The sequence below is a fragment of the Pseudomonas sp. BB438 genome (assembly GCF_057180225.1).
In genome coordinates, this window is sequence record NZ_CM170001.1 from 4,259,325 (window position 1) to 4,281,938 (window position 22,614).

Consider the following 22,614-nt stretch of genomic DNA (forward strand, 5'->3'; position numbering starts at 1 on the left):
AGGAGCGAGCTTGCTCGCGAACCCTGCTCGGCCACATGGGCCGGTAGAGCATTCGCGAGCAAGCTCGCTCCTACAGGTCAGCCGGATGCCTGGGTCAGAAAGGCATCTTGAAGCCGGGCGGCAGCTGCATGCCGGCTGTCATACCGGACATCTTCTCCTGGTTGTTCTGCTCGATCTTGCGCACGGCGTCGTTCACCGCGGCGGCGATCAGGTCTTCGAGGATTTCCTTGTCCTCCTGCATCAGGCTGTCATCCAGGGAGACCCGCTTGACGTCGTGACGACCGGTCATCACCACGCTCACCAGGCCGGCGCCGGATTGACCGGTCACTTCGGCGTTGGCCAGCTCTTCCTGCATCTTCTGCATCTTTTCCTGCATCTGCTGGGCCTGCTTCATCAGGCCGGCCATGCCACCTTTCATCATGTCGAGTTCCTCGATTCGTTCAGTCGTCGGCCAAGGCTCAAGCCTTGACCTCCAGGGGTTCGATAGTACCGTCGCGGACCACCGCGGCGAACTGTTGCTTCATCTGTAGCACATACGGGTCTGCGGCAATCGATGCCTCGGCCTGGCGCTGACGCTCGGCGCGCTTGCGCGCGGCCGCCTGGGCCGGGGTTTCCTGCTCGGGCTTCTGCTGGGTGACCTGCAGGGTCAGGGTACGCCCGTGGAACTGGTTCAGCGCATCGTTCAGGCGGCGCTGCTGGGTCGCGTTGAACAGCGCGCTTTGACCCGGGTCCAGGTGCAGGTGCCAGTTGTCGCCATCCACGGCCACCAGGGTGCAGTTGGCGCCGATGCTGGCGGTCAGGCCAGCCAGGCCCAGGCGTGGGAACAGGTCCAGCCACTCGGCGGCCAGCCCGGTCGCAGGCATGGCGGCGGGCTCGGGCTCCGGCTCGGCCTGTTGCTGCGGCGCCTCATTCTCGAGGTAGCCGTAGGACTCCATGTCGACTTCGTAGTAGTCCTCGGCGGGCGGCGGCTCGTCGTCGCGGTCATCGTCATCGACCGGGACTTCAGCCACGATCGACGCGGGGGTTTCCACCGGGGCAGGCGCTACCGGTGCAGGTGCAGGTGCAGGTGCAGGTGCAGGTGCAGCAGGCTCCACCGGCGCGGGCGCGGAAGCAACTGGTGCACCGGGCTCATCCCACGGCAGGTCGACAGGCGCTTCGGCAACCGGCGGCTGCGACTCGACAGCCGGAGCAACAGGCTCTGCTACTGCGGCCACTTCCGGCTGCGGTTCGACTGGCTCGGGAGCCGCTTCGACGGCAGGCGTAGCAACAACAGACTCGGCCTCCACGACAGGAGCCGGAGCCGGAGCCGGAGCCGGAGCCGGAGCCGGAGCCGCTTGAGGCTGCGGTGCTGCAACGGTCGGTGCAACCTCGGCGACCGGAGCTGCAGGAGCGCCCGGCAGAGGAGCAATGGATGCAACCGGCGCTGCAACGGCGGCGCCGGCCACTGGGTTCGGGTTGGAATCAGCCGTGGCCTTGCTGATCCCCAGGTCCTTTAGTGGCGACCTGGGCGCGCCGTCGGCATCGGCTGGGCGGAACGCCAGCATGCGCAGCAGGACCATCTCGAAGCCGCCACGGGGATCGGGCGCCAGCGGCAGGTCACGACGGCCGATCAGGCCCATCTGGTAGTAGAACTGCACGTCCTCGGCCGGTAGCGCCTGGGCCAGCGCCAGCACGCGTTCACGATCGCCCTGACCGTTGTCCACCGCTTCCGGCAGCGCCTGGGCGATGGCCACGCGGTGCAGGACGTTGAGCATTTCGGCCAGCACACCACCCCAGTCCGGGCCTTGCTCGGCCAGGTGGCGGACGGCTTCCAGCAGTGCCCGGGCATCGCCTTCCAGCAATGCATGGAGCACGCCGTAGACCTGCCCGTGATCGAGGGTGCCGAGCATGGCGCGCACGTCGGCGGCCAGCACCTTGCCCTCGCCGAAGGCGATGGCCTGGTCGGTGAGGCTCATGGCGTCACGCATAGAGCCGTCGGCCGCACGGCCGAGCAACCACAGTGCATCGTCCTCGAACGGCACGTTCTCGGCGCCCAGGACGTGCGTCAGGTGCTCCACCACTCGCTCCGGCGGCATGTTCTTCAGGGAGAACTGCAGGCAGCGCGAGAGGATGGTGACCGGCAACTTCTGCGGGTCAGTGGTAGCGAGCAGGAACTTCACATGGGGCGGCGGCTCCTCCAGGGTCTTCAATAGGGCGTTGAAGCTGTGGCTGGAGAGCATGTGCACTTCGTCGATCAGGTAGACCTTGTAGCGCCCGCGGCTCGGCGAGTACTGCACATTGTCGAGCAGCTCGCGGGTGTCCTCGACCTTGGTGCGGCTGGCGGCGTCCACTTCGATGAGGTCGACGAAGCGGCCTTCATCGATCTCCCGGCACACCGAACACTGGCCGCAGGGAGTCGAGCTGACGCCGGTCTCGCAGTTCAGGCACTTGGCCAGGATGCGCGCAATGGTGGTCTTGCCCACGCCACGGGTACCGGTAAACAGATAGGCGTGGTGCAGTCGCTGGTTGTCCAGCGCGTTGATCAGGGCCTTGAGCACATGGGTCTGGCCGACCATTTCGCGGAACGAGCGTGGACGCCATTTGCGAGCAAGAACCTGATAACTCATTGAAATCCATCGCGACAGGTGAGCAGAAGTGCGCTAATCCTAGCGAAGCGGACCGTAAATTGCACCCGATGTCCGCACCGGTCGCTGTCGCATCTTGGCAAGGGCCGGGCTACACGGCATTGTGTCGTCGTTCTGCCATCAACGGAGCCTTGATGCGCTTCCTTGCTACCGCCCTGCTGCTGACCGCCACCCTCGCCCAGGCCGACGACCGTCCCCTGCGCTTCTCGGTGGTCGACAGTTGGGCGATGCCGCTGGCGCAGATCGAGAATGGCGAACTGACCGGCGGCATCATGTTCGAGCTGTTCAACGAGACAGCCCACGAACTGGGCCGCCCGGCGGCCTTCCACATCGTGCCTCGGGCCCGCATCGAGCAGGCCCTGCTCACTCATTCCGTGGACGTGCGTTGCTATGTCTCGCGCACCTGGATCGAGCACGAGTTCACGGACTACCGGTGGACGGCACCGCTGATGGTGCAGCGCGATCTGCTGGTGGTCCGCGATGCTCCGGCCGACCGGCTGGAAACCCTTCCCAGCCAATCCGTCGGCACCGTGCTGGGCTACCACTACCCGCGCCTGCAACCACTGCTGGACAGCCATTGGCTGGCCCGCGACGACGCACGCAATCAGGAACTGGTGCTAAAGAAACTGCGCATCGGCCGCTACCAGTATGCGATCAGCAGCGAGTTCGCCCTGAACTGGTTCAATCGTGAATTGCCGGAGGCGGAACGCCTGAGAATCGCCAGCGTGATCGATGAGACGCCGTTATCGTGCATGGTGCTGGACACGCCCGAAGTCCTCGCCGACGAGGTGCTTTCGGTGCTGGCGAAGATCAAGGCGTCAGGGAAGATCGAGCAGATCCTGGATCACTATCGCTGAGGCGACAGCTGCATCGACAGGTGGGGCGATGGATTTTCCTGGCCCCGAAATGGAGGCGGCCCCGCCAGCCACACCCCGGCACACAATGTCCCCGCCTTGGCTGCTTCCTTCCGGACCTGACCAGGTAAGCGAGTAATCGTTGCGGGGGGACCGACAGGGCCACCATCACGAGAGCTCGCCAGATCAGCGAGCCGCGCCATTGTAGCGGCTTGAGCGCAAGTTACAAGTACTTCAAGCACTTAGCGGCGCCCTTCAAGCAATTCCTGATGCCAATCACGAAAATGATGACTCTTCGAAAGAATCATCCTGAAAGCCATTCAGAAAATTCCAGTCGCGCCGACGCTTAGGGAGAACCCGTCGGTAAAAGACGGGTCATGACCGAGCGAGGAATGCCAGCATGTCCGTTGCACTGCGATCCACTACTCTCGTTGCCCTGCTCTTCTCAGCCCCGCTGATGGCCTACGACGGCATCATTCACTTCAGCGGCGCCGTGGTCGAGCCGACCTGCCAGGTCGAGCTGACCGACATGACTGCCCGCAGTGCGCATGTGCAGCTGAATGGCTGTCGGCAGCCCATGCAGATGACACTGAACGAGCCGCACAGCGCGACACCCAGCGTGACCTACCGGCTCACCGATGCCCACGGCAAGCCCCTGGGCAAGGGCATCACGACCACCGGCGACACCGACAGCATGATCCGCGCGATCACCACGGGTGGCGCCGCCGCAGGCCAGCGCAATGTGGTGCTGGTGGCCGAGTACCTGTAACCGGCTTATTGCGCCTGGAACATCCCTTCGGGCCGTGGCTGGGTGGAGACTTCCAGGTTCGGCCCGATGAACAGGTCCATCTTGCTGTAGCCCGGACGGGTGCTGAAGGTGGAGTAGCGCTCCGCACCCTGGTGGAACTGGAAGGCGACGCGGTATTCGCCCGAGCGCAGCAGGCGCAGCGGGAAGGCACGTGCCTCGCCCGGCTTGATATCGCCCGCGAGGGTCTCCTCACCGTTTTCCTTGAAGCTGTAGCTCACCGCCGGGCCACCCACGCCTTCGTAGTGAAGGACGATCTGCGGGCGCTCGGTCCAGGCCACGTAGGCCCCGAACAGCAGTACCAGCGCCGCCACGCCCATCAGGCGCTGCTTTCTTGCCTTGCTCATCTGACTCTCCGCTCACGGATAGCCCGCCCCACCCTGCATCGCAGCGCAACGCTGAAGCGGAACGGGCCGACCGATCAGTTCAGGCTGTCGACCAGGGCCTTGGCAGGCACCAGGCGCACCGCCTTCTTCGCGGCGATCTCGATGGTCTTGCCGGTCTGCGGGTTACGGCCGGTACGAGCGGCGCGCTCGCTGACCTTGAGCTTGCCGATTCCCGGCAGGGTCAGCTCACCGTCGTTCTCCAGGGCGTCCTGGGCGATCTGCGCCAGTTGCTCGAACACGCCGCGCACGGCGGCCTGGGTCAGGTCGAGGGATTCGGCGATGTCGCGAACCAGTTGGTCCTTGGTCATGGGCATGGAATGACTCCTTGATGCGTTGATCTTGATTCTTTGATCGAAAGAAAGGCGTGTCAGGCGCCGATGCCATGGTCGGCCAGCAGCGTGATCAGCTGCTCTTCGTCCATTACGGCGACGCCGAGTTCCTGGGCCTTGGCCAATTTCGAACCGGCTCCGGGTCCTGCGACGACACAATGGGTCTTGGCAGAGACGGAGCCAGCCACCTTGGCGCCCAGGCTTTCGAGTTTTTCCTTGGCGACATCGCGGCTCATGGCTTCCAGGGTACCGGTCAGCACCCAGGTCTGGCCGGCCAGCGGCAGACCTTCGACCACCTTGCGCTCGCTGCGCCAGTGCATGCCGAACTCCGCCAGTTGCGCCTCGACGGCCTTGGCACGCTCGACACGGGCAGCGTCGGCGAAATACTCGCGCACCGACTGCCTGGCCTTCTCGTTCACCCCTTTCAGGGTGCTGAGGTCCAGCCAGTCCTGGCTCAGGGCGATGAGCGAGTCGAGGCTGCCCGTACGGTCCGCCAGCTTCTCGGCGCCGGTGGCGGCGATGAAGGGAATGTTCAGCTTGTCGATGAAGCCCGCCAGCGTGGCGACGGCCGCGAACTCTGCGGACACCTCACCCTCGTCCTGCAGCTCGATGCCGCGCTCCAGCAACTGGGCGATGACCTCGCGGTTGTGTTCGTCGCCAAAGAAATTGTGGATCTCGTAGGCAACCTCGCCACCGACATCCGGCAGGTAGGTCAGCACTTCCGGCAGCGCCTTCTGGATGCGCGCCAGGGAGCCCAGGGAGCGGGCCAGCAACTTGGCGGTCTCCTCGCCCACGTCCGGGATACCCAGGGCGAAGACGAAGCGAGCCAGCGCCGGCTTGCGGCTGTCGGCAATCGCGGCGAGCAGATTGCGCGTGGACACGTCGGCGAAGCCCTCCAGCTCGATGACCTGCTCGAAGGTCAGGGTGTAGAGGTCCGCCGGCGACTTCACCAGGCCCTTGCCCACCAGTTGCTCGACGATCTTGTCGCCGAGACCATCGATGTCCATGGCACGGCGCGAGACGAAGTGGATGATCGCCTGCTTGAGCTGCGCCTGGCAGAACAGTCGGCCAACGCAACGATAGATGGCGCCTTCGCTGACCGACTCCTTGCCCTTGCTGCGCTTGACCAGCTGGGTGCGCTCGACCTGCGAACCGCATACCGGGCACTGGGTGGGAATTTCCACCGGGCGCGCATCGGCAGGACGCCGCTCGGTCACGACCTGCATCACCTGCGGAATCACATCGCCGGCACGACGGATGACCACGGTATCGCCAATCATCAGGCCCAGGCGAGCGACCTCGTCCATGTTGTGCAGGGTGGCGTTGGACACGGTCACGCCCGCCACCTGGACGGGCTTCAGACGTGCCACGGGCGTCACTGCGCCGGTACGGCCAACCTGGAATTCCACATCGAGCAGTTCGGTGAGCTCTTCGCGCGCCGGGAATTTATGAGCAATGGCCCAGCGCGGCTCGCGAGCACGGAAGCCCAGCTCACGCTGGAAGTCGATGCGGTTGACCTTGAACACCACGCCGTCGATCTCGTACGCAAGACTGTCGCGGCGGGCACCGATATCTTCGTAATAGGCGCGGCAACCGTCGACACCCCTAGCCAGTTTCAGCTCGCGACTGATCGGGATGCCCCAGCCCTTCAAGGCCTCGAGGATATCAACCTGGGTACCCGGCAACGCGCCCCCCTCGACGCGACCAAACCCATAACAGCAGAACTCCAGCGGACGGCTGGCGGTGATCTTCGAATCCAGTTGGCGCAGGCTCCCGGCGGCGGCGTTGCGCGGGTTGGCGAAAGTCTTGCCACCCGCTGCCATCTGCCGCTCGTTGAGCGCTTCGAATCCGGCCTTGGACATGAAGACCTCGCCCCGCACTTCCAGAACCGCCGGCCAGCCCTCGCCCTTCAGGCGCAGCGGCACATTGCGAATGGTGCGCACATTGACGCTGATGTCTTCGCCGGTAGTGCCGTCGCCGCGCGTCGCGCCACGGGTCAGCACGCCGTTCTCGTACAGCAGGCTGACCGCCAGGCCATCGAGCTTGGGTTCGCAGCTGTACTCCACCTCGGCGCCACCGCCGAACAGGTCGGAAGCGGGCAACTGGTCCGCCAGGCCTTCGCGCACGCGGCGATCGAAGTCATTGAGATCCTGCTCCTCGAAGGCGTTGCCCAGGCTGAGCATCGGCACTTCATGGCGCACCTCGCCGAATGCGGAAGCCGCTGCGCCGCCGACGCGCTGGGTCGGAGACTCGGGCGTGATCAGCTCGGGATGCTCGGTCTCCAGCGCCTTCAGCTCGCGGAACAGGCGGTCGTACTCGGCGTCCGGCACGCTCGGCTCGTCGAGCACGTAGTAGCGATAGTTGTGGTCGTCGAGTTCGCTGCGCAGTTGGGCAATGCGTTCGGCAGCGTTCTGGGAATCGGTCATGCGGGAATCTCGGGCGGCTTTTCTGCTTGAGGTAGAAATACGAAGCCCCAAGGTTCGCTTGGGGCTTCTGTGCAGCGTGCGGAAAGCTTAGCGCTTCTGGGTCAGGGCGCGTCGCTCGAAGTCGATGATGCGCTGACGGTAGTGCTCGATGGTCTGCGCGGTCATCACGCTGCGCTGCTCGTCCTTCAGCTCGCCGTTGAGCTCCTGGGCCAGCTTGCGGGCGGCGGCGATCATCACGTCGAACGCCTGCTTGGGATGGCGCGGGCCCGGCAGGCCGAGGAAGAAGCTCACGGCGCGGGTGCTGAACTGGTCGATGTTGTCCAGATCGAAGGTGCCCGGCTTGACCGCGTTGGCCATGGAGAACAGCACTTCGCCGTTGCCGGCCATGCTTTCGTGGCGGTGGAAGATGTCCATCTCGCCGTAGCGCAGGCCGCTTTCGAGGATGTTCTGCAGCAGCGCCGGGCCCTTGAAACCGTTTTCGTCCCGGCTGATGACGTTGATGATCAGCACTTCCTCGACCGGAGCCTGAGGCGCGGACGACGTCGCAGCGGCCGCCGCGGGAGCGGCACGCTCCTTGTCCTTCTTGCGGTCTTTCCTGGGCTTTTCCTTTTCCTGCGCGGGCTCGTCCAGCGGGTTGGGAAAATCCTCTTCGTCCAGCGGACCGAGCAGGTTCGGGGCCGGGTCGTCCAGGTTCAGGTCGCCCTGGCGCGGTTCGCCACGGCGCTTGCCGCGCGACTCCTTGGCGCTGAGCTTGGGCAGGTCTTCCTCGTCCAGCTCCGGCTCGCGGTGCTCGACCACGCGGGAAGGCCCGAGCAGTTCAGGGTTCGTTTCATCCCCGTCATCGGGCTGGTTGGCAAACTGGCGATCCAGCTTGAAACGCAACTTGCCCTTGCCGCCCCGCATACGACGCCAGCCGTCGAACAGAATGCCGGCGATCACGATAAGCCCAATGACGATCAGCCATTCGCGCAGACCGATATCCATCTAATCCCGTAGCCCCTGAACAAAAAATGATAATGAAAAAAAGGACGTCCTATCCCTTGAAAACGTGGAGCCAACTTCATGTTCTGACTGATGTTTTCCACGCGATACAAAAGTGGGCGTTAAGCTAACACGCTCTCACATAACTTTACACTGCCTGAGGCGACGCTCCGCCGCACTCTTTGCAACTTTTCATAGCTGTCGCCACCGGCACCTGCAAAGCGAATTCTACCCCAATCAAATCAATACCTTAGACTTGTTACGCGGCATCTTGCCAGCATAGCTCAAGTTCACTTGCAAGATCAGGCTTCCGCCAGCGCAACAGCCTCTTCCACATCCACCGCCACCAGACGCGAACAACCCGGTTCGTGCATGGTCACCCCCATCAATTGATCGGCCATCTCCATGGCGATCTTGTTGTGGGTGATATAGATGAACTGCACTTTTTCCGACATTTCCTTCACCAGCCGCGCATAACGACCGACGTTGGCATCGTCCAGCGGCGCATCCACTTCGTCGAGCATGCAGAACGGTGCCGGATTCAGCTGGAAGATCGCAAACACCAGCGCCAGAGCGGTCAGGGCCTTCTCGCCACCGGACAGAAGATGGATGGTGCTGTTCTTCTTGCCCGGCGGCCTCGCCATGATCGCCACCCCGGTATCGAGTAGATCCTCGCCGGTAAGTTCCAGATAGGCGTGACCGCCACCGAAAACCTTGGGAAACAATGCCTGAAGGCCAGCATTGATCTGGTCGAAGGTTTCCTTGAAGCGGTTGCGCGTTTCCTTGTCGATCTTGCGGATGACATTTTCCAGGGTATCCAGCGCTTCCACCAGGTCGTCGTTCTGGTCGTCCAGGTAGCGTTTGCGCTCGGATTGCTGCTGGTATTCCTCGATCGCCGCGAGGTTGATCGGGCCCAGACGACCAATGCGCGCCGCCAGCTCTTCCAGACGGGTTTCCCAGACTCTCTCGGCAGCATCGTGGGGCAAGGTGCCCAGCACGCCATGCAGGTCGTAGCCGTCCTCGTGGAGCTGTTCCTGCAGCGACTTGCGCCGCACGTTCAGGGCCTGCCATTCCATGCGCTGCTGCTCCAGCTGGCCGCGCAGCAGTTGCGACTGCTGCTCGGCCTGGGTGCGGCGCTTCTCGGCGTCGCGCAGCTGGCGGTCGGCGTCTTCCAGCGCCAGGCGCGCATGCTTGAGCTCATCCTCCACCGCCATGCGCCGATCAAGCAGCTCTTCCAGGCGCATGCGCAGCTCTTCCAGCGGCGCGGCGCCCTCCTCCAGGTTGAGGTTGAGCTGCTCGCAGCGCTCGACCAGACGCACCGCCTGGCCGTCCAGACGCTCCAGCGCCTGGCGGGTGGATTCGTGCTGGGCACGCAGGGAACCGACGCGCACGGCCAACTGATGGGCATGATCCTTGTGCTGGCGCGATTCCTGGCGAATGCGGTCGAGCTTTTCGCGCATGCCGTCACGTTCGGCCAGCAGTGATTCGCGGCGCTCGGTGTCGACCGCCATGGCGTCCAGCGCTTCCTGCAGGCTCACACGGGCTTCGCCCAGGTGCTCCTGCTCGATGGCGTGCTGTTCGGCCAGTTCGGCCAGCTCCTCATCCAGACGACGGCGGCGCAGGGTCAGCTGCTCGACCTTGGCCTGCTGCGCCGACAACTGCGCCTTTAGCTCGCCCTGACGACGGCCTTCGTCCTGCAGGCGGCGACGCACCTGGTCGCGGCCCTCTTCGGCCTGGCGCTGTTCGTCGCGCAGGCGCACCAGTTGTTCGTCGATGTCGGCGAGGCGCTGCTCCAGCGTTTCGCGTTCGACATACAGGCGCTCCAGCTCCTGGCCTCGCGCCAGCACGCCGCCGTCGGCGGATTCGCCACGACGCACGCGCAGGAAGTTGCGGCCGACCCAGTAGCCGTCGCGGCTGATCAGGCTTTCGCCGTCACCCAACGCAGCACGCTGGGCCAGCGCCTGCTCCAGGGTTTCCACCGGGCGTACGCGGCCCAGCCAGTAGCTCAGATCGACATCGGTCTCGACTTTATCCAGCAGACTGCCGGGGCGGGAAACGGCGCCGGCGGCCAGATCCAGCAGACGCAGTTCGCCCTTTTCCAGCGCGTCGAATGGCAATCCCTTCACGTCGTCCAGCAGTACACCGTGCAGATCGGCGCCAAGCACGGTTTCCACCGCCAGCTCCCAACCCGGCTGCACGCGCAGGCCCTCGGCCAAGCGCGGGCGCTGCTCCAGGCCCTGCTGGCGCAGCCAGTGCGCGGTGCCGTCGCCCGGATCGAGCGCGGCCTGCTGCAGAGCTTCCAGCGAGGCGATGCGGCCATTCAGGCGCTGCAACTCGCCCTGCGCCTGGTGCTGCGCGGCGGTGCTTTCCTGCAGGGACTGGCGCACGCGCTCCAGGCGCTCGGCCAGTTCCTGTTCTTCGAGCTGCGACTCTTCCAGCAGCAACTCGATCGCAGCGACCTGCTCGCCCAGTTCGAGGATCGCGGCATCTTCCGGGTCGGCGGCCAGTTGCGTACGCTCGTCGTTCAGGCGGCGCTGGCGTTCGCCCTGGCGCTCCAGGCTCTGCTCCAGGTGCTGGATGCGCGACTGCTGCACTTCCGCCTCGCGGCGCGGCTCGGCGCTCTGCTGGTTGAAGGCGTCCCAGCGTTGCTGCCAGTCGTGCATGCGCTGCTCGGCATCTTCCAGGCCGACGGTGGCTTCCTCGGCGGCGGCGGCGCTGATTTCCTGTTCCGGGGCCAGGCGCTCGAGCTCCTCGCCCAGGGTGGCGAGCAAGGTGCGGTCGTGGCCCAGGTGGGATTCGGTTTCCTGGCGGGATTTCTCCGCCTCGCGCAGATCATCCTGCAACTGGCGCAGGCGCTGCTGGCCGTGCTGGATGCTCTGCTCGACGCGGGCGATGTCGCCGCCCACGGAATAGAAGCGGCCCTGTACCTGGTTGAAGGTTTCCGACAGCTCGTGGTGGCCGTCCCGCAGGCGTTCGATGCTGGCGTCGGCACTGCGCTGCTCTGCCACCAACGCCTCGAAGGCCACTTCCTGGTCGCCGATCACCTTTTCCTTCTGCCCGACCTGCTCGTTCAGGTCGCGCCAGCGCAGGGCGCCGAGCTGGGCCTTGAGGGTGCGTTCCTCGGCCTTGAATTCCTGGTACTTCTCCGCCGACTGGGCCTGGCGGTGCAGGCGTTCTAGCTGGCGTTCCAGTTCTTCGCGCAGGTCGGTGAGACGCGCAAGGTTTTCCTGGGTGCGGCGGATTCGGTTCTCGGTCTCGCGGCGGCGCTCCTTGTACTTGGAGATGCCGGCGGCTTCCTCGATGAAGTTGCGCAGATCCTCGGGCTTGGCTTCGATCAGCTTGGAGATCATGCCCTGCTCGATGATCGAGTAGCTGCGCGGCCCGAGGCCGGTGCCGAGGAAGATGTCGGTGATGTCGCGGCGGCGGCACTTGGTGCCGTTGAGGAAGTAGGTGTTCTGCCCGTCGCGGGTCACGCGACGGCGGATGGAAATCTCGGCGTAGCTGGCGTACTCGCCTAGCAGGGTCTGGTCGGAATTGTCGAAGACCAGTTCGATGGACGCCTGGGTCACCGGTTTGCGCGTGTTGGAGCCGTTGAAGATGACGTCGGTCATCGACTCGCCACGGAGGTTCTTCGCCGAACTCTCGCCCATCACCCAGCGAACGGCGTCGATGATGTTGGACTTGCCGCAACCGTTCGGGCCGACCACCGCCGCCATGTTGCTCGGGAAATTGACCGTCGTCGGGTCGACGAAGGACTTGAAGCCCGCCAGCTTGATGCACTTGAGCCGCATGCGCCCTCTTCCCCCTTTCTGTCTCTTATTGAGAGCTTATCGTTCAGCCAGTGCGGCCAGGACCAGTTGGCTGTTATGCCGACCGTAGTCGAGCAGGACCTCGCGGATGCCCGCCTCGTCGCGTCCCACCACTGCGCGCAGCAGGCTTTCGAAGCTGCCGATGAATTGGCTCATCTCGCCTTTGCGGCGCTCCAGGGCCAGATGATAGGTGCGACTGATGGCCGGCAGGAGGTTTTCGACGGTCTCCTGCAGGTAGGGATTGGCGGCGAACGGGAAGGCGGCACGCATGATGTCGAAGCTGGACTCGACGAAGGCGTTGATATCGCCGCGCTCGAGGTTATCCAGCAGACGCTGCTGGATCGCCATGAAAGGCGCCAGTTCGGCGTCCTCGCGCCAGGTCCGGGCGACGCTGCTGGCGAGCATGATGTACAACTCCATCACCAGCGAATAAAGGCTTTCGACATGCGCGGCGGACAATTCGGACACCTGCGCACCGCGGCGCGGCAGGATGACAACAAGGTGGCGGCGTTCGAGGATCAGCAGCGCTTCGCGGACCGAGCCGCGGCTGACGTTGAGGGTCTGGGTGACCTTCTGCTCCTGGATGCGCTCGCGTTCCTTGAGTTCGCCCCGGATGATGCGTTCGGCAAGGTGATGCGCGATCTGCTCAGCCAGGCTGTCCGGGGCCTTGAACGTCATGGTTGTCCTTAAGAATCGGGCGCTTTCGAGGGGGTGTTGCGGACGCGAAGTGTAACACAGGGTGTTACCGCGCAATCTCCCGCCCAGGAGAGACGACAGAACAAAGGTTGGTGCGTCCACCAGGCGGAACTGGCGCAGGATTGTCTGACAATCCTACACAAGAGACGTCTCGGGAGTCGTCCATGTTCGCCTTGTTCCTTTCCCCTGCCTGGATGTTGCGTCTCAAGAAAGCCGGCTACTGGATCTGGCTGGTTCCCGTTTTCGGGATTCCCGTCAGCTACTGGTGGTCCTTCGGTAGCGAATACCCCAATGCGTGGCCCTGGCTGGTGATCACGGTGGTCTTCGGGGTGATCCCGCTGCTGGACTTCGTGGTCGGCCGCGATCAGGCCAACCCCGACGAGATCGAGGAAGTCCCACCCATGGAGCGCGAGGGGTACTACCGATTCCTCAGCCTGCTGACCGTGCCGCTGCTGTTGGGCATGCTGGCTTACGGTGGCTGGGTGCTGGCCAGCTATGAGGCCTGGAACTGGGTTGGCCAGCTCGGCTGGATTCTTTCGGTGGGCACCGTCATGGGCGCCATTGGCATCACCGTGTCCCACGAGCTGATCCACAAGGACCCACAGCTGGAGCAGAACGCCGGCGGGCTGCTGCTGGCGGCCGTCTGCTACGCAGGCTTCAAGGTGGAACACGTGCGCGGTCACCATGTGCATGTCTCCACGCCGGAAGATGCCTCATCCTCGCGCTACGGCCAAAGCCTGTACGCTTTCCTGCCCCACGCCTACAAGCACAACTTCCTCAACGCCTGGAAGCTGGAGAGCGAACGCCTCAAGCGCAAGGGCCTGCCCGCACTGCACTGGCGCAACGAGCTGATCTGGTGGTACGTGATCAGCGCGCTGTTCCTGGTCGGCTTCAGCGTCGCCTTCGGCTGGATCGGCGCGGTGTATTTCATCGGCCAGTCGGTGATGGCCTTCACCCTGCTGGAGATCGTCAACTACGTCGAACACTACGGTCTGCACCGTCGCCGCCTGGACACCGGACGCTACGAGCGGACCACTCACGAGCATTCCTGGAACAGCAACTTCCTGCTGACCAACCTGTTCCTCTTCCACCTGCAGCGCCATTCCGACCACCACGCCAATGCCAAGCGCCGCTATCAGGTGCTGCGGCACTTCGACGAAAGCCCGCAATTGCCCAATGGCTATGCCGGCATGATCGTCCTCGCGCTGTTCCCGCCGCTCTGGCGCGCCGTGATGGACCGCCGGGTGCGCGCCTACTACGCCGGCGAGGAATACCAACTGAGCGCTACCCAACAAGCCTGATAGACGAGTTCCACGCCTTGGCGGCAAGCCCTACCCCGGCTTGCCGCCTTTTTTCTTTCTGCCGCCTGGTCGCGACTGCGCTGCGCTCTCCTAGATGGCGTGGAGCGCAGCGATACCCATCCAGTCTCGCTCGGCGACAGCACGGGTATCGCTTAGGCTCCACCCATCCTACCGGGCACTTCCTTGCCATATCACGCGCACGGCGCGCCTCTACACCTTTCCAAGACCATTTATCACCTTCGGAAAAACTTTCTGACCAATGAGACAGAAAATTTATTGACTCAAAAGTCAGCTTTCCATAAATTCGCCATCCAGTGCCCAACCAAAAACAAGAATCAGCCTGGAGGCAAGCCTTGATCAGGTTCCTGCTCAATCGCGAGCTGCGCGTCGAAGACCGCCTCGATCCCAATCTCACCGTGCTCAACTACCTGCGCCAGACCCTGGGCAAGACCGGCACCAAGGAGGGTTGCGCCTCCGGTGACTGCGGCGCCTGCACCGTGGTGGTCGGCGAGCTGGTGGGTGAGGAAGGCGCCGAGCGCATCCGCTATCGCACCCTCAACTCCTGCCTCACCTTCGTCTCGTCGCTGCACGGCAAGCAGCTGATCAGCGTCGACGACCTCAAGCACCGCGGCGAACTGCACGGCGTGCAGCAGGCCATGGTCGACTGCCACGGCTCGCAGTGCGGCTTCTGCACCCCAGGCTTCGTCATGTCGCTGTTCGCCCTGCAGAAGAACACGGCAGGCGAAACCGCTGAAGAGCGCAAGGCCGAGGCCCACGAAGCGCTGGCCGGCAACCTGTGCCGCTGCACTGGCTACCGCCCGATCCTCGATGCCGCCGAGCAATCCTGCTGCCAGAAGCAGCCTGACCAGTTCGACGTCGCCCAACCCGAGATCATCGCCCAGCTGAAAGCCATCGCGCCCAGCGAAACCGCCGAGCTGAACAGCGGCGACAAGCGCTGCCTGCTGCCGCTGACCATCGCCGACCTGGCCGATATCTACACCGCCAACCCACAGGCACGCCTGCTCGCCGGCGGCACCGACCTGGCCCTGGAAGTCACCCAGTTCCACCGTGAACTGCCGGTGATGATCTACGTCGGTCACGTCGAGGAAATGAAGCGCGTCGAGGTCTTCAACGACCGCATCGAGATCGGCGCGGCGACTCCGCTGACCGACTGCTACGAAGCACTCTCCCGCGACTACCCGGACTTCGGCGAACTGCTGCACCGCTTCGCCTCGCTGCAGATCCGCAACCAGGGCACCCTGGGCGGCAACATCGGCAACGCATCCCCCATCGGCGATTCGCCGCCGCTGCTGATCGCCCTCGGCGCGCGCCTGGTGCTGCGCAAAGGCAACGCGCGCCGCGAACTGCGCATCGACGACTACTTCATCGACTACAAGGTCACCGCACGTCAGGAAGGCGAGTTCATCGAGCAGGTGATCATTCCGCGTCCGCAGCCCGGCCAGGCGTTCCGCGCCTACAAGGTCTCCAAGCGCCTGGACGACGACATCTCCGCTGTCTGCGCGGCTTTCAGCCTGACGGTGGAGAACTGCACGATCACTGCCGTACGCACTGGCTTCGGCGGCATGGCCGCCATTCCGAAACGCGCCGCTGCCTGCGAGGCGGCGCTGCTCGGCCAGACCTTCAACAGCGCCACCTTCGAACGCGCCGCGCTGGCACTGAGCGAGGACTTTGCCCCGCTCACCGACTTCCGTGCGAGCAAGGAATACCGCCTGCTCACCGCGCAGAACCTGCTGCGCAAATGCTTCCTGGAACTGGAAGCTCCTCAGGCCGTGACCCGGGTGACCCACTATGCATAAGCCCCAGAAGAGCCAGGAAGAACTCACCGCGCTGTTCCGCGCCGACCTCACCACCGGCGTGGGCCGCAGCGTCAAGCACGAGAGCGCGCCCAAGCATGTCAGCGGCGAAGCGATCTACATCGACGACCGCCTGGAGTTTCCCAACCAGCTGCACGTCTATGCCCGCATGAGCGACCGCGCCCACGCACGCATCACCCGGCTGGACGTGAGCCCCTGCTACCAGTTCCCCGGCGTCGCCATCGCCATCACCAGGGACGACGTGCCCGGCCAGCTGGACATCGGCCCGGTGGTTGCGGGTGACCCGCTGCTGGCCGACGGCAAGGTCGAGTACGTCGGCCAGATGGTCATCGCCGTCGCTGCCGACAGCCTGGAAACCGCGCGCAAGGCGGCCATGGCTGCGATCATCGAATACGAGGACCTGGAGCCGGTGCTCGACGTGGTCGAAGCGCTGCGCAAGAAGCACTTCGTGCTCGACAGCCACCAGCACAAAATCGGCGACTCCGAGGCGAAGCTCGCCACCGCGCCGAATCGCATCCAAGGCACCCTGCACATCGGCGGCCAGGAACACTTCTACCTGGAAACGCAGATTTCCTCGGTGATGCCCACCGAAGACGGTGGCGTGATTGTCTACACGTCGACGCAGAACCCCACCGAAGTGCAGAAGCTGGTGGCCGAGGTGCTGGGGATCTCCTTCAACAAGGTGGTCATCGACATGCGCCGCATGGGCGGCGGCTTCGGCGGCAAGGAAACCCAGGCAGCCGCCCCGGCATGCCTGTGCGCGGTGATCGCGCGTCTCACCGGCCGCCCGGCGAAGATGCGCCTGCCGCGCGTCGAAGACATGCAGATGACCGGCAAGCGCCACCCCTTCTATGTCGAGTACGACGTGGGCTTCGAGGACGACGGCCTGCTGCACGGCATCAACATCGAGCTGGCCGGCAATTGCGGCTACTCGCCAGACCTCTCCGGCTCGATCGTCGATCGTGCGATGTTCCACTCCGACAACGCCTACTTCCTCGGCAACGCCACGGTGAACGGTCACCGCTGCAAGACCAACACCGCCTCGAACACCGCCTACCGCGGCTTCGGCGGCCCGCAGGGCATGGTCGCCATCGAGGAGATCATGGACGCGGTCGCGCGCCACCTCGGCAAGGACCCGCTGGAGGTCCGCAAGCGCAACTACTACGGCAAGGACGAGCGCAACGTCACCCACTACTACCAGCAGGTGGAACACAACCTGCTGCAGGAAATGACCGAGGAACTGGAAGCCAGCGCCGAGTACGCCAAGCGTCGCGCCGAGATTCGCGCGTTCAACGCCAGCAGCCCGGTGCTGAAGAAGGGGCTGTCTCTGACCCCGGTGAAGTTCGGCATCAGTTTTACCGCCACCTTCCTCAACCAGGCCGGCGCGCTGATCCACATCTACACCGACGGCAGCATCCACCTGAACCACGGTGGCACCGAAATGGGCCAGGGCCTGAACACCAAGGTCGCCCAGGTCGTCGCCGAGGTCTTCCAGGTCGACATCGACCGCGTGCAGATCACCGCGACCAACACCGACAAGGTGCCCAACACCTCGCCGACCGCTGCCTCTTCCGGCGCCGACCTCAACGGCAAGGCCGCGCAGAACGCCGCCGAGATCCTCAAGCAGCGCCTGGTGGAGTTCGCCGCCAAGCACTGGAAGGTGACCGAGGAAGACGTCGAGTTCCGCAACAACCAGGTGCGCGTGCGCGACCTCATTCTGCCCTTCGAGGAACTGATCCAGCAGGCTTACTTCGGGCAGGTGTCGCTCTCCTCCACCGGTTTCTACCGCACGCCGAAGATTTACTACGACCGCAGCCAGGCACGCGGCCGGCCGTTCTACTACTTCGCCTACGGCGTGTCCTGCTCGGAAGTGATCGTCGACACCCTCACCGGCGAGTACAAGATGCTGCGCAGCGACATCCTCCATGACGTCGGCGCGTCGCTGAACCCGGCCATCGACATCGGCCAGGTGGAAGGCGGCTTCGTCCAGGGCATGGGCTGGCTGACCATGGAAGAGCTGGTCTGGAACGCCAAGGGCAAGCTGATGACCAACGGCCCGGCGAGCTACAAGATCCCGGCCATCGCCGACATGCCCATCGACCTGCGGGTGAAGCTGGTGGAGAACCGCAAGAACCCGGAGCAGACGGTGTTCCACTCCAAGGCCGTCGGCGAGCCGCCGTTCATGCTGGGCATCTCGGTGTTCTGCGCAATCAAGGACGCCGTGGCCAGCCTGGCCGACTACCGCGCCCAGCCGCAGATCGACGCCCCGGCTACCCCCGAGCGCGTGCTCTGGGGCGTGGAGCAGATGCGCAAGCTGAAGGCGGCCCAGGCCGAGAAGCCCCAGGTGCAGGTCGAACCGGCCTGATGTGACCATGGGGCACCGCTGGCAGGGACAGACGTCCCCACTTCCGTCCTCCGCCCTGCCAGCGGCGCCCCACCCTTTCAGGAACCTGTAGGAGCGAGCTTGCTCGCGAACCGCCCAGCGCCGTAGCCGCCGGGAAGTCCATTCGCGAGCAAGCTCGCTCCTACGAAACGCCCAGCCTCAGAGGTTGAAGCCATGAACTGGATCAGTGCCCTCGCCGACCTGCAACAGCGCGCCGAAGCCAGCGTGCTGGTAACCATCATCGAAGAACGCGGCTCGACGCCGCGCAACGCCGGCTCGAAGATGGTCGTCAGCGCCGACAAGGCCTACGACACCATCGGCGGCGGCCATCTCGAATTCAAGGCCATACAGATCGCCCGCGACATGCTGCTGGGCCACAAGCGCGAGCCGAAGCTGGAGCGCTTCAGCCTCGGCGCCAGCCTTGGTCAGTGCTGCGGCGGCGCCACCGTGCTGCTGTTCGAACCCATGGGCCAGCCCCAGGCGCACATCGCCGTATTCGGCGCCGGCCACGTCGGCCGCGCGCTGGTCCCGCTGCTCGCCAGCCTGCCGTGCAAGGTGCGCTGGATCGACTCGCGGGAGGCCGAATTTCCCGGCTACATCCCCGAGGGCGTGACCCGCGTGATCAACGAAGAGGTGATCGACGAGATCGACGAGATGCCCGCCGGCAGCTACTTCATCGTCATGACCCACAACCACGCGCTGGACCTGGAGCTGACCGCGAAGATCCTCGAGCGCAACGACTTCACCTATTTCGGCCTGATCGGCTCGGACACCAAGCGCGCCAAGTTCGAACACCGCTTGCGCGACCGTGGCTTCACCGCCGACACCGTGCAACGCATGCGCTGCCCCATGGGCATCAGCGAGGTGAAGGGCAAGCTGCCGGTGGAGATCGCGGTGTCCATCGCCGGCGAGGTGATCGCCACCTACAACGCCACCTTCGGTCAGGAGACCGGCAAGGGTGAGAACACCGTGGCCAAACTGTTACCCACCAGCCGCCGCGCACGCACCGCCGAAGGCGGCGCCTGAAATTTCCGTAGCATGGGCGCCTGCCCATCCCGCCCCGGCGCCCGCGCGCGCCCCGGCCCCGAAACACGACTGAAGAGAGATCGATGAGCACTCAAGCCAAAGCCTACCGCGCCAGCATCCTGCACAGCGTCGCCGACCCGGCAGACGTCGGTGTGGAGAAGTCCTACCAGTACTTCGATGACGGCATCCTGCTGGTGGAAGGCGGCAAGGTCGCCCGCCTCGGCCACGCTGCCGACCTGCTGCCGCACCTGGGCGGCGTGGAGGTGGTGGAGTACCGCGACGCGCTGATCACCCCCGGCTTCATCGACACCCACATCCATTACCCGCAGACCGGCATGATCGCCTCCTACGGCGAGCAGCTGCTGGACTGGCTGAACACCTACACCTTCCCCACCGAGAAGCAGTTCGCCGACCCGGCCCACGCCGCCGACGTCGCCGGCATCTTCCTCAAGGAACTGCTGCGCGCCGGCACCACCACCGCGCTGGTGTTCGGCACCGTGCACCCGCAGTCGGTGGACGCGCTGTTCGGAGCGGCCGGGAAGCTCGACCTGCGCCTGATCGCCGGCAAGGTGATGATGGACCGCAATGCGCCGGACTACCTGACCGATACGGCCGAAAGCAGCTACACCGACAGCAAGGCCCTGATCGAACGCTGGCACGGCAAGGGTCGCCTGCTCTACGCGGTGACGCCGCGCTTCGCTCCTACCAGCACCCCGGAACAGCTGGATGCCGCCGGCCGCCTGCTCAAGGAGCACCCGGGCGTCTACCTGCACACGCACCTGTCGGAGAACCTCAAGGAAATCGAGTGGGTGAAGGCGCTGTTCCCGGAGCGCAAGGGCTACCTGGACGTCTACGACCACCACGGCCTGCTCGGCCCGCGCTCGGTATTCGCCCATGGCGTGCACCTGTGCGACGGCGAGTGCCAGCGCCTGGCGGAAACCGGCTCGGCCGTGGCCTTCTGCCCGACCTCCAACCTGTTCCTCGGCAGCGGCCTGTTCGACCTGGCGAAGCTGGAAAAGCACAAGGTCAAGGTCGGCCTGGGCACCGACGTCGGCGCCGGCACCAGCTTTTCCCAGCTGCAGTCGCTGAACGAGGCCTACAAGGTCATGCAGTTGCAGGGCATCAAGCTCGACCCCTTCAAGTCGCTGTACCTGGCCACCCTCGGCGGCGCCCGCGCACTGGAACTGGACGACAAGGTCGGCAGCTTCGCCCAGGGCAACGAGGCCGACTTCGTGGTTCTCGACTACAAGGCCACCCCGCTGCTGGACTACCGCCTGCAGCAGGCGAAAACCCTGGAGGAGAAACTCTTCGCACTGGTCATCCTCGGCGACGACCGTACCGTGAAGGAAACCTTCGCGCACGGCCGCAACGTGCATCGCCGCGGCTGACCCCTTACGGCTTCGGCGCCGGGGCCTCGCTCAGGACCAACCCGGCGCCGGGGCCGCTTTTCATTCCAGTTCGCGCGCTCCTTGCACGAATCACTCCCGGCAGGAGCGCGCCTGGCGCGCGGGCCTGGCGCGCTCCTACAAGGAAAACTCCGCACCGGCCTGCACCCTCGGAATCCCGCAGCGCTTGCTCGCGAACCGCACGGCACAGAACCAGCCGCTAATCCCTGACTTCGACCAGCACTGGACAGGGCGCCCGCTCGATCACCCGCTGCCCTACCGATGGGTCCAGCAGCCGCTCGATCCGCCCCAGGTGCCGATGGCCGATCACGATCAGGTCGCACGCCAGTCGTTCGGCTTCGCGCAGAATCGCCCGCGCCGGATCACCCGCAACCACCGCGCCGGAAGCAATGCAGGGCTGCACCTGCGCCACCGCCTCGTCCACCAGCGCCTGTGCCTCGTGCTGTTCCTGCTCGGCCGGCGGATACTCCAGCGCATCCTGGCGTGGCATCGCGAAGGCGCGGTCCACAGCGCAGACCACGTGCACCTGCGCGCCGTTGCAACGTGCCAGCTCGCCGGCAGTCGCGATGATGCGTGGCGACTGCGCCGCACCATCGATGGCCAGCAGAATCCGTTTGAACATGCCCTTCTCCTTCATGAAACGAAATCCGCCGCCATTCTTCGGGCCAGGGCGCGGAGCGTAAAGGCACGCAAAACGTAATGGACCATTGCATGAAACGCACGCTTGCCCATTGACCCCGTCGCAACGGAACATGAATGGCATCGCACCAACCTGCCGGAGTCGCCATGGCCCTGCCCGATCTCAACCTGCTGGTCGCCCTCAACATCCTGCTGGAAGAAGGCAGCGTGGTCGGTGCCGCGCGGCGCATGCACCTCAGTCCGCCAGCGATGAGCCGCACCCTGTCGCGCATCCGCGAGGCGGTGGGCGACCCGATCATGGTCCGCGCCGGCCGCAACCTGGTACCGACGCCCCGCGCGCTGCAACTGCGCGAGGAAGTCAGCGATCTGGTGGAACACGCCATGCGCCTGTTCAACGCCAAGGAAAACCTGCGCATGGACCAGCTCGAACGCTGCTTCGTACTGCGCTCCAACAACGTGCTGGTGGGCGGCTTCGCCTCGCGCATGCTGGCGGTGATGAAGGAAGAGGCGCCGCGCTGCAGCCTGCGCATCGCCCCGGAAGCCGACTTCGACGACGAAGCCCTGCGGCAGAACCGCATCGACCTGTACATCGGCGCCACCTCGACGCTGGAACCGGAAATCCGCACGCAGACGCTGTTCACCACCAGCTTTGTCGGCCTGGCGCGCCGCGACCATCCGATCTTCGACGACGAGATCACCGCCGAGCGCTTTGCCTCCTTCCCGCAGATCAGCGTCTCCCGGCGTGGCCGGGCTATCGGACCGATCGACGAGGAACTGGCGAACCTCGGCCTGCGTCGGGAAATTCGCCTCACCGCGCCGACCTTCCACTCATCGATCTTCGCCCTGCTGGAATCCGACCTGGTGCTGCCCATCGCCGAGCACTCGCTGTGGCGTCTGGATCGCCTGGGCTTCGCCCTGCGCCAGTTCGACATCCCGCTGCCGCTGAAATCCGTGGTGATCCTGCAGGCCTGGCACCCGCGCTTCGACAACGACCCGGCGCACAGCTGGCTGCGGCAGACGGTGAAACGCGTCTGCATCGAACTGCGCGAGAGTTCCGGCCTGCTGAGCTGAACGCACAATCAGTGCACCTGACGCACTGATTAGCTGCAATCAT

General features: G+C 64.8%; 17 protein-coding genes and 1 other RNA gene. 8 read left to right on the forward strand and 10 right to left on the reverse strand.

What is annotated here, in order from left to right:
- Positions 1 to 94 precede the first annotated feature (94 nt).
- Both AC1ZV1_RS19445 and dnaX read right to left on the reverse strand, forming a co-directional pair.
- Positions 95 to 421, reverse strand: a complete 327-nt coding sequence (locus AC1ZV1_RS19445; protein WP_017516839.1) for a YbaB/EbfC family nucleoid-associated protein — start codon at positions 419 to 421, stop codon at positions 95 to 97.
- Between the two features lie 37 nt (positions 422 to 458).
- A complete protein-coding gene (gene dnaX, locus AC1ZV1_RS19450) occupies positions 459 to 2,606 on the reverse strand; it encodes a DNA polymerase III subunit gamma/tau (RefSeq protein WP_484293187.1) in 2,148 nt (715 codons plus the stop codon).
- A gap of 152 nt (positions 2,607 to 2,758) precedes the next feature.
- Between dnaX and AC1ZV1_RS19455 the strand changes: the two genes are divergently transcribed.
- Complete coding sequence (locus AC1ZV1_RS19455) at positions 2,759 to 3,481, forward strand: substrate-binding periplasmic protein (RefSeq protein ID WP_484293188.1); 723 nt, start codon at positions 2,759 to 2,761, stop codon at positions 3,479 to 3,481.
- Positions 3,482 to 3,540: 59 nt separating this feature from the next.
- Here the strand turns inward: AC1ZV1_RS19455 and ffs are convergent.
- An RNA gene (ffs, locus tag AC1ZV1_RS19460) (signal recognition particle sRNA small type) lies at positions 3,541 to 3,637 on the reverse strand.
- Between the two features lie 241 nt (positions 3,638 to 3,878).
- On the opposite strand from ffs, the gene AC1ZV1_RS19465 reads away from it, so the two are divergent.
- Positions 3,879 to 4,247, forward strand: coding sequence for a hypothetical protein (locus tag AC1ZV1_RS19465; protein WP_484293189.1), 369 nt, complete (start codon positions 3,879 to 3,881; stop codon positions 4,245 to 4,247).
- A 5-nt stretch (positions 4,248 to 4,252) separates the two neighbouring features.
- On the opposite strand, the gene AC1ZV1_RS19470 is transcribed toward AC1ZV1_RS19465, so the two are convergent.
- The 6 genes from AC1ZV1_RS19470 to AC1ZV1_RS19495 all read right to left on the reverse strand — a co-directional run bounded on the left by AC1ZV1_RS19470 (position 4,253) and on the right by AC1ZV1_RS19495 (position 12,892).
- Complete coding sequence (locus AC1ZV1_RS19470; protein ID WP_484293190.1) at positions 4,253 to 4,630, reverse strand: hypothetical protein; 378 nt, start codon at positions 4,628 to 4,630, stop codon at positions 4,253 to 4,255.
- 74 nt (positions 4,631 to 4,704) lie between these two features.
- Positions 4,705 to 4,983, reverse strand: coding sequence for an HU family DNA-binding protein (locus AC1ZV1_RS19475; RefSeq protein ID WP_024763913.1), 279 nt, complete (start codon positions 4,981 to 4,983; stop codon positions 4,705 to 4,707).
- Between the two features lie 53 nt (positions 4,984 to 5,036).
- Complete coding sequence (gene ligA / locus AC1ZV1_RS19480) at positions 5,037 to 7,424, reverse strand: NAD-dependent DNA ligase LigA (RefSeq protein WP_484293191.1); 2,388 nt, start codon at positions 7,422 to 7,424, stop codon at positions 5,037 to 5,039.
- Between the two features lie 87 nt (positions 7,425 to 7,511).
- The gene (gene zipA / locus AC1ZV1_RS19485) at positions 7,512 to 8,408 is read right to left on the reverse strand and encodes a cell division protein ZipA (protein ID WP_484293192.1); all 897 of its coding nucleotides are present in this window, start codon (positions 8,406 to 8,408) and stop codon (positions 7,512 to 7,514) included.
- A 299-nt stretch (positions 8,409 to 8,707) separates the two neighbouring features.
- A complete protein-coding gene (gene smc / locus AC1ZV1_RS19490) occupies positions 8,708 to 12,196 on the reverse strand; it encodes a chromosome segregation protein SMC (protein WP_484293193.1) in 3,489 nt (1,162 codons plus the stop codon).
- Positions 12,197 to 12,232: 36 nt separating this feature from the next.
- On the reverse strand, positions 12,233 to 12,892 hold the full coding sequence (locus tag AC1ZV1_RS19495; protein ID WP_484293194.1) for a GntR family transcriptional regulator: 660 nt from the start codon (positions 12,890 to 12,892) through the stop codon (positions 12,233 to 12,235).
- A 182-nt stretch (positions 12,893 to 13,074) separates the two neighbouring features.
- Here AC1ZV1_RS19495 and AC1ZV1_RS19500 point away from each other — a divergent pair, with 182 nt between their 5' ends.
- From AC1ZV1_RS19500 to guaD, 5 genes are all read left to right on the forward strand, one after another.
- Positions 13,075 to 14,211, forward strand: a complete 1,137-nt coding sequence (locus AC1ZV1_RS19500; protein WP_484293195.1) for an alkane 1-monooxygenase — start codon at positions 13,075 to 13,077, stop codon at positions 14,209 to 14,211.
- 353 nt (positions 14,212 to 14,564) lie between these two features.
- Positions 14,565 to 16,028, forward strand: a complete 1,464-nt coding sequence (xdhA, locus tag AC1ZV1_RS19505; RefSeq protein ID WP_484293196.1) for a xanthine dehydrogenase small subunit — start codon at positions 14,565 to 14,567, stop codon at positions 16,026 to 16,028.
- Positions 16,021 to 18,411, forward strand: a complete 2,391-nt coding sequence (gene xdhB, locus AC1ZV1_RS19510; protein WP_484293197.1) for a xanthine dehydrogenase molybdopterin binding subunit — start codon at positions 16,021 to 16,023, stop codon at positions 18,409 to 18,411. The genes xdhA and xdhB overlap by 8 nt, the downstream gene beginning before the upstream one ends.
- A 192-nt stretch (positions 18,412 to 18,603) precedes the next feature.
- Entirely contained in the window at positions 18,604 to 19,455 is an 852-nt protein-coding gene (xdhC, locus tag AC1ZV1_RS19515; protein WP_484293198.1) for a xanthine dehydrogenase accessory protein XdhC, read from the forward strand.
- 83 nt (positions 19,456 to 19,538) lie between these two features.
- A complete protein-coding gene (gene guaD / locus AC1ZV1_RS19520) occupies positions 19,539 to 20,843 on the forward strand; it encodes a guanine deaminase (RefSeq protein WP_484293199.1) in 1,305 nt (434 codons plus the stop codon).
- A gap of 217 nt (positions 20,844 to 21,060) precedes the next feature.
- Here guaD and AC1ZV1_RS19525 read toward each other — a convergent pair whose 3' ends face one another.
- Positions 21,061 to 21,483, reverse strand: coding sequence for a universal stress protein (locus AC1ZV1_RS19525; RefSeq protein ID WP_484293200.1), 423 nt, complete (start codon positions 21,481 to 21,483; stop codon positions 21,061 to 21,063).
- A 164-nt stretch (positions 21,484 to 21,647) separates the two neighbouring features.
- Between AC1ZV1_RS19525 and AC1ZV1_RS19530 the strand changes: the two genes are divergently transcribed.
- The gene (locus AC1ZV1_RS19530) at positions 21,648 to 22,571 is read left to right on the forward strand and encodes a LysR family transcriptional regulator (protein ID WP_253448310.1); all 924 of its coding nucleotides are present in this window, start codon (positions 21,648 to 21,650) and stop codon (positions 22,569 to 22,571) included.
- Positions 22,572 to 22,614 lie beyond the last annotated feature (43 nt).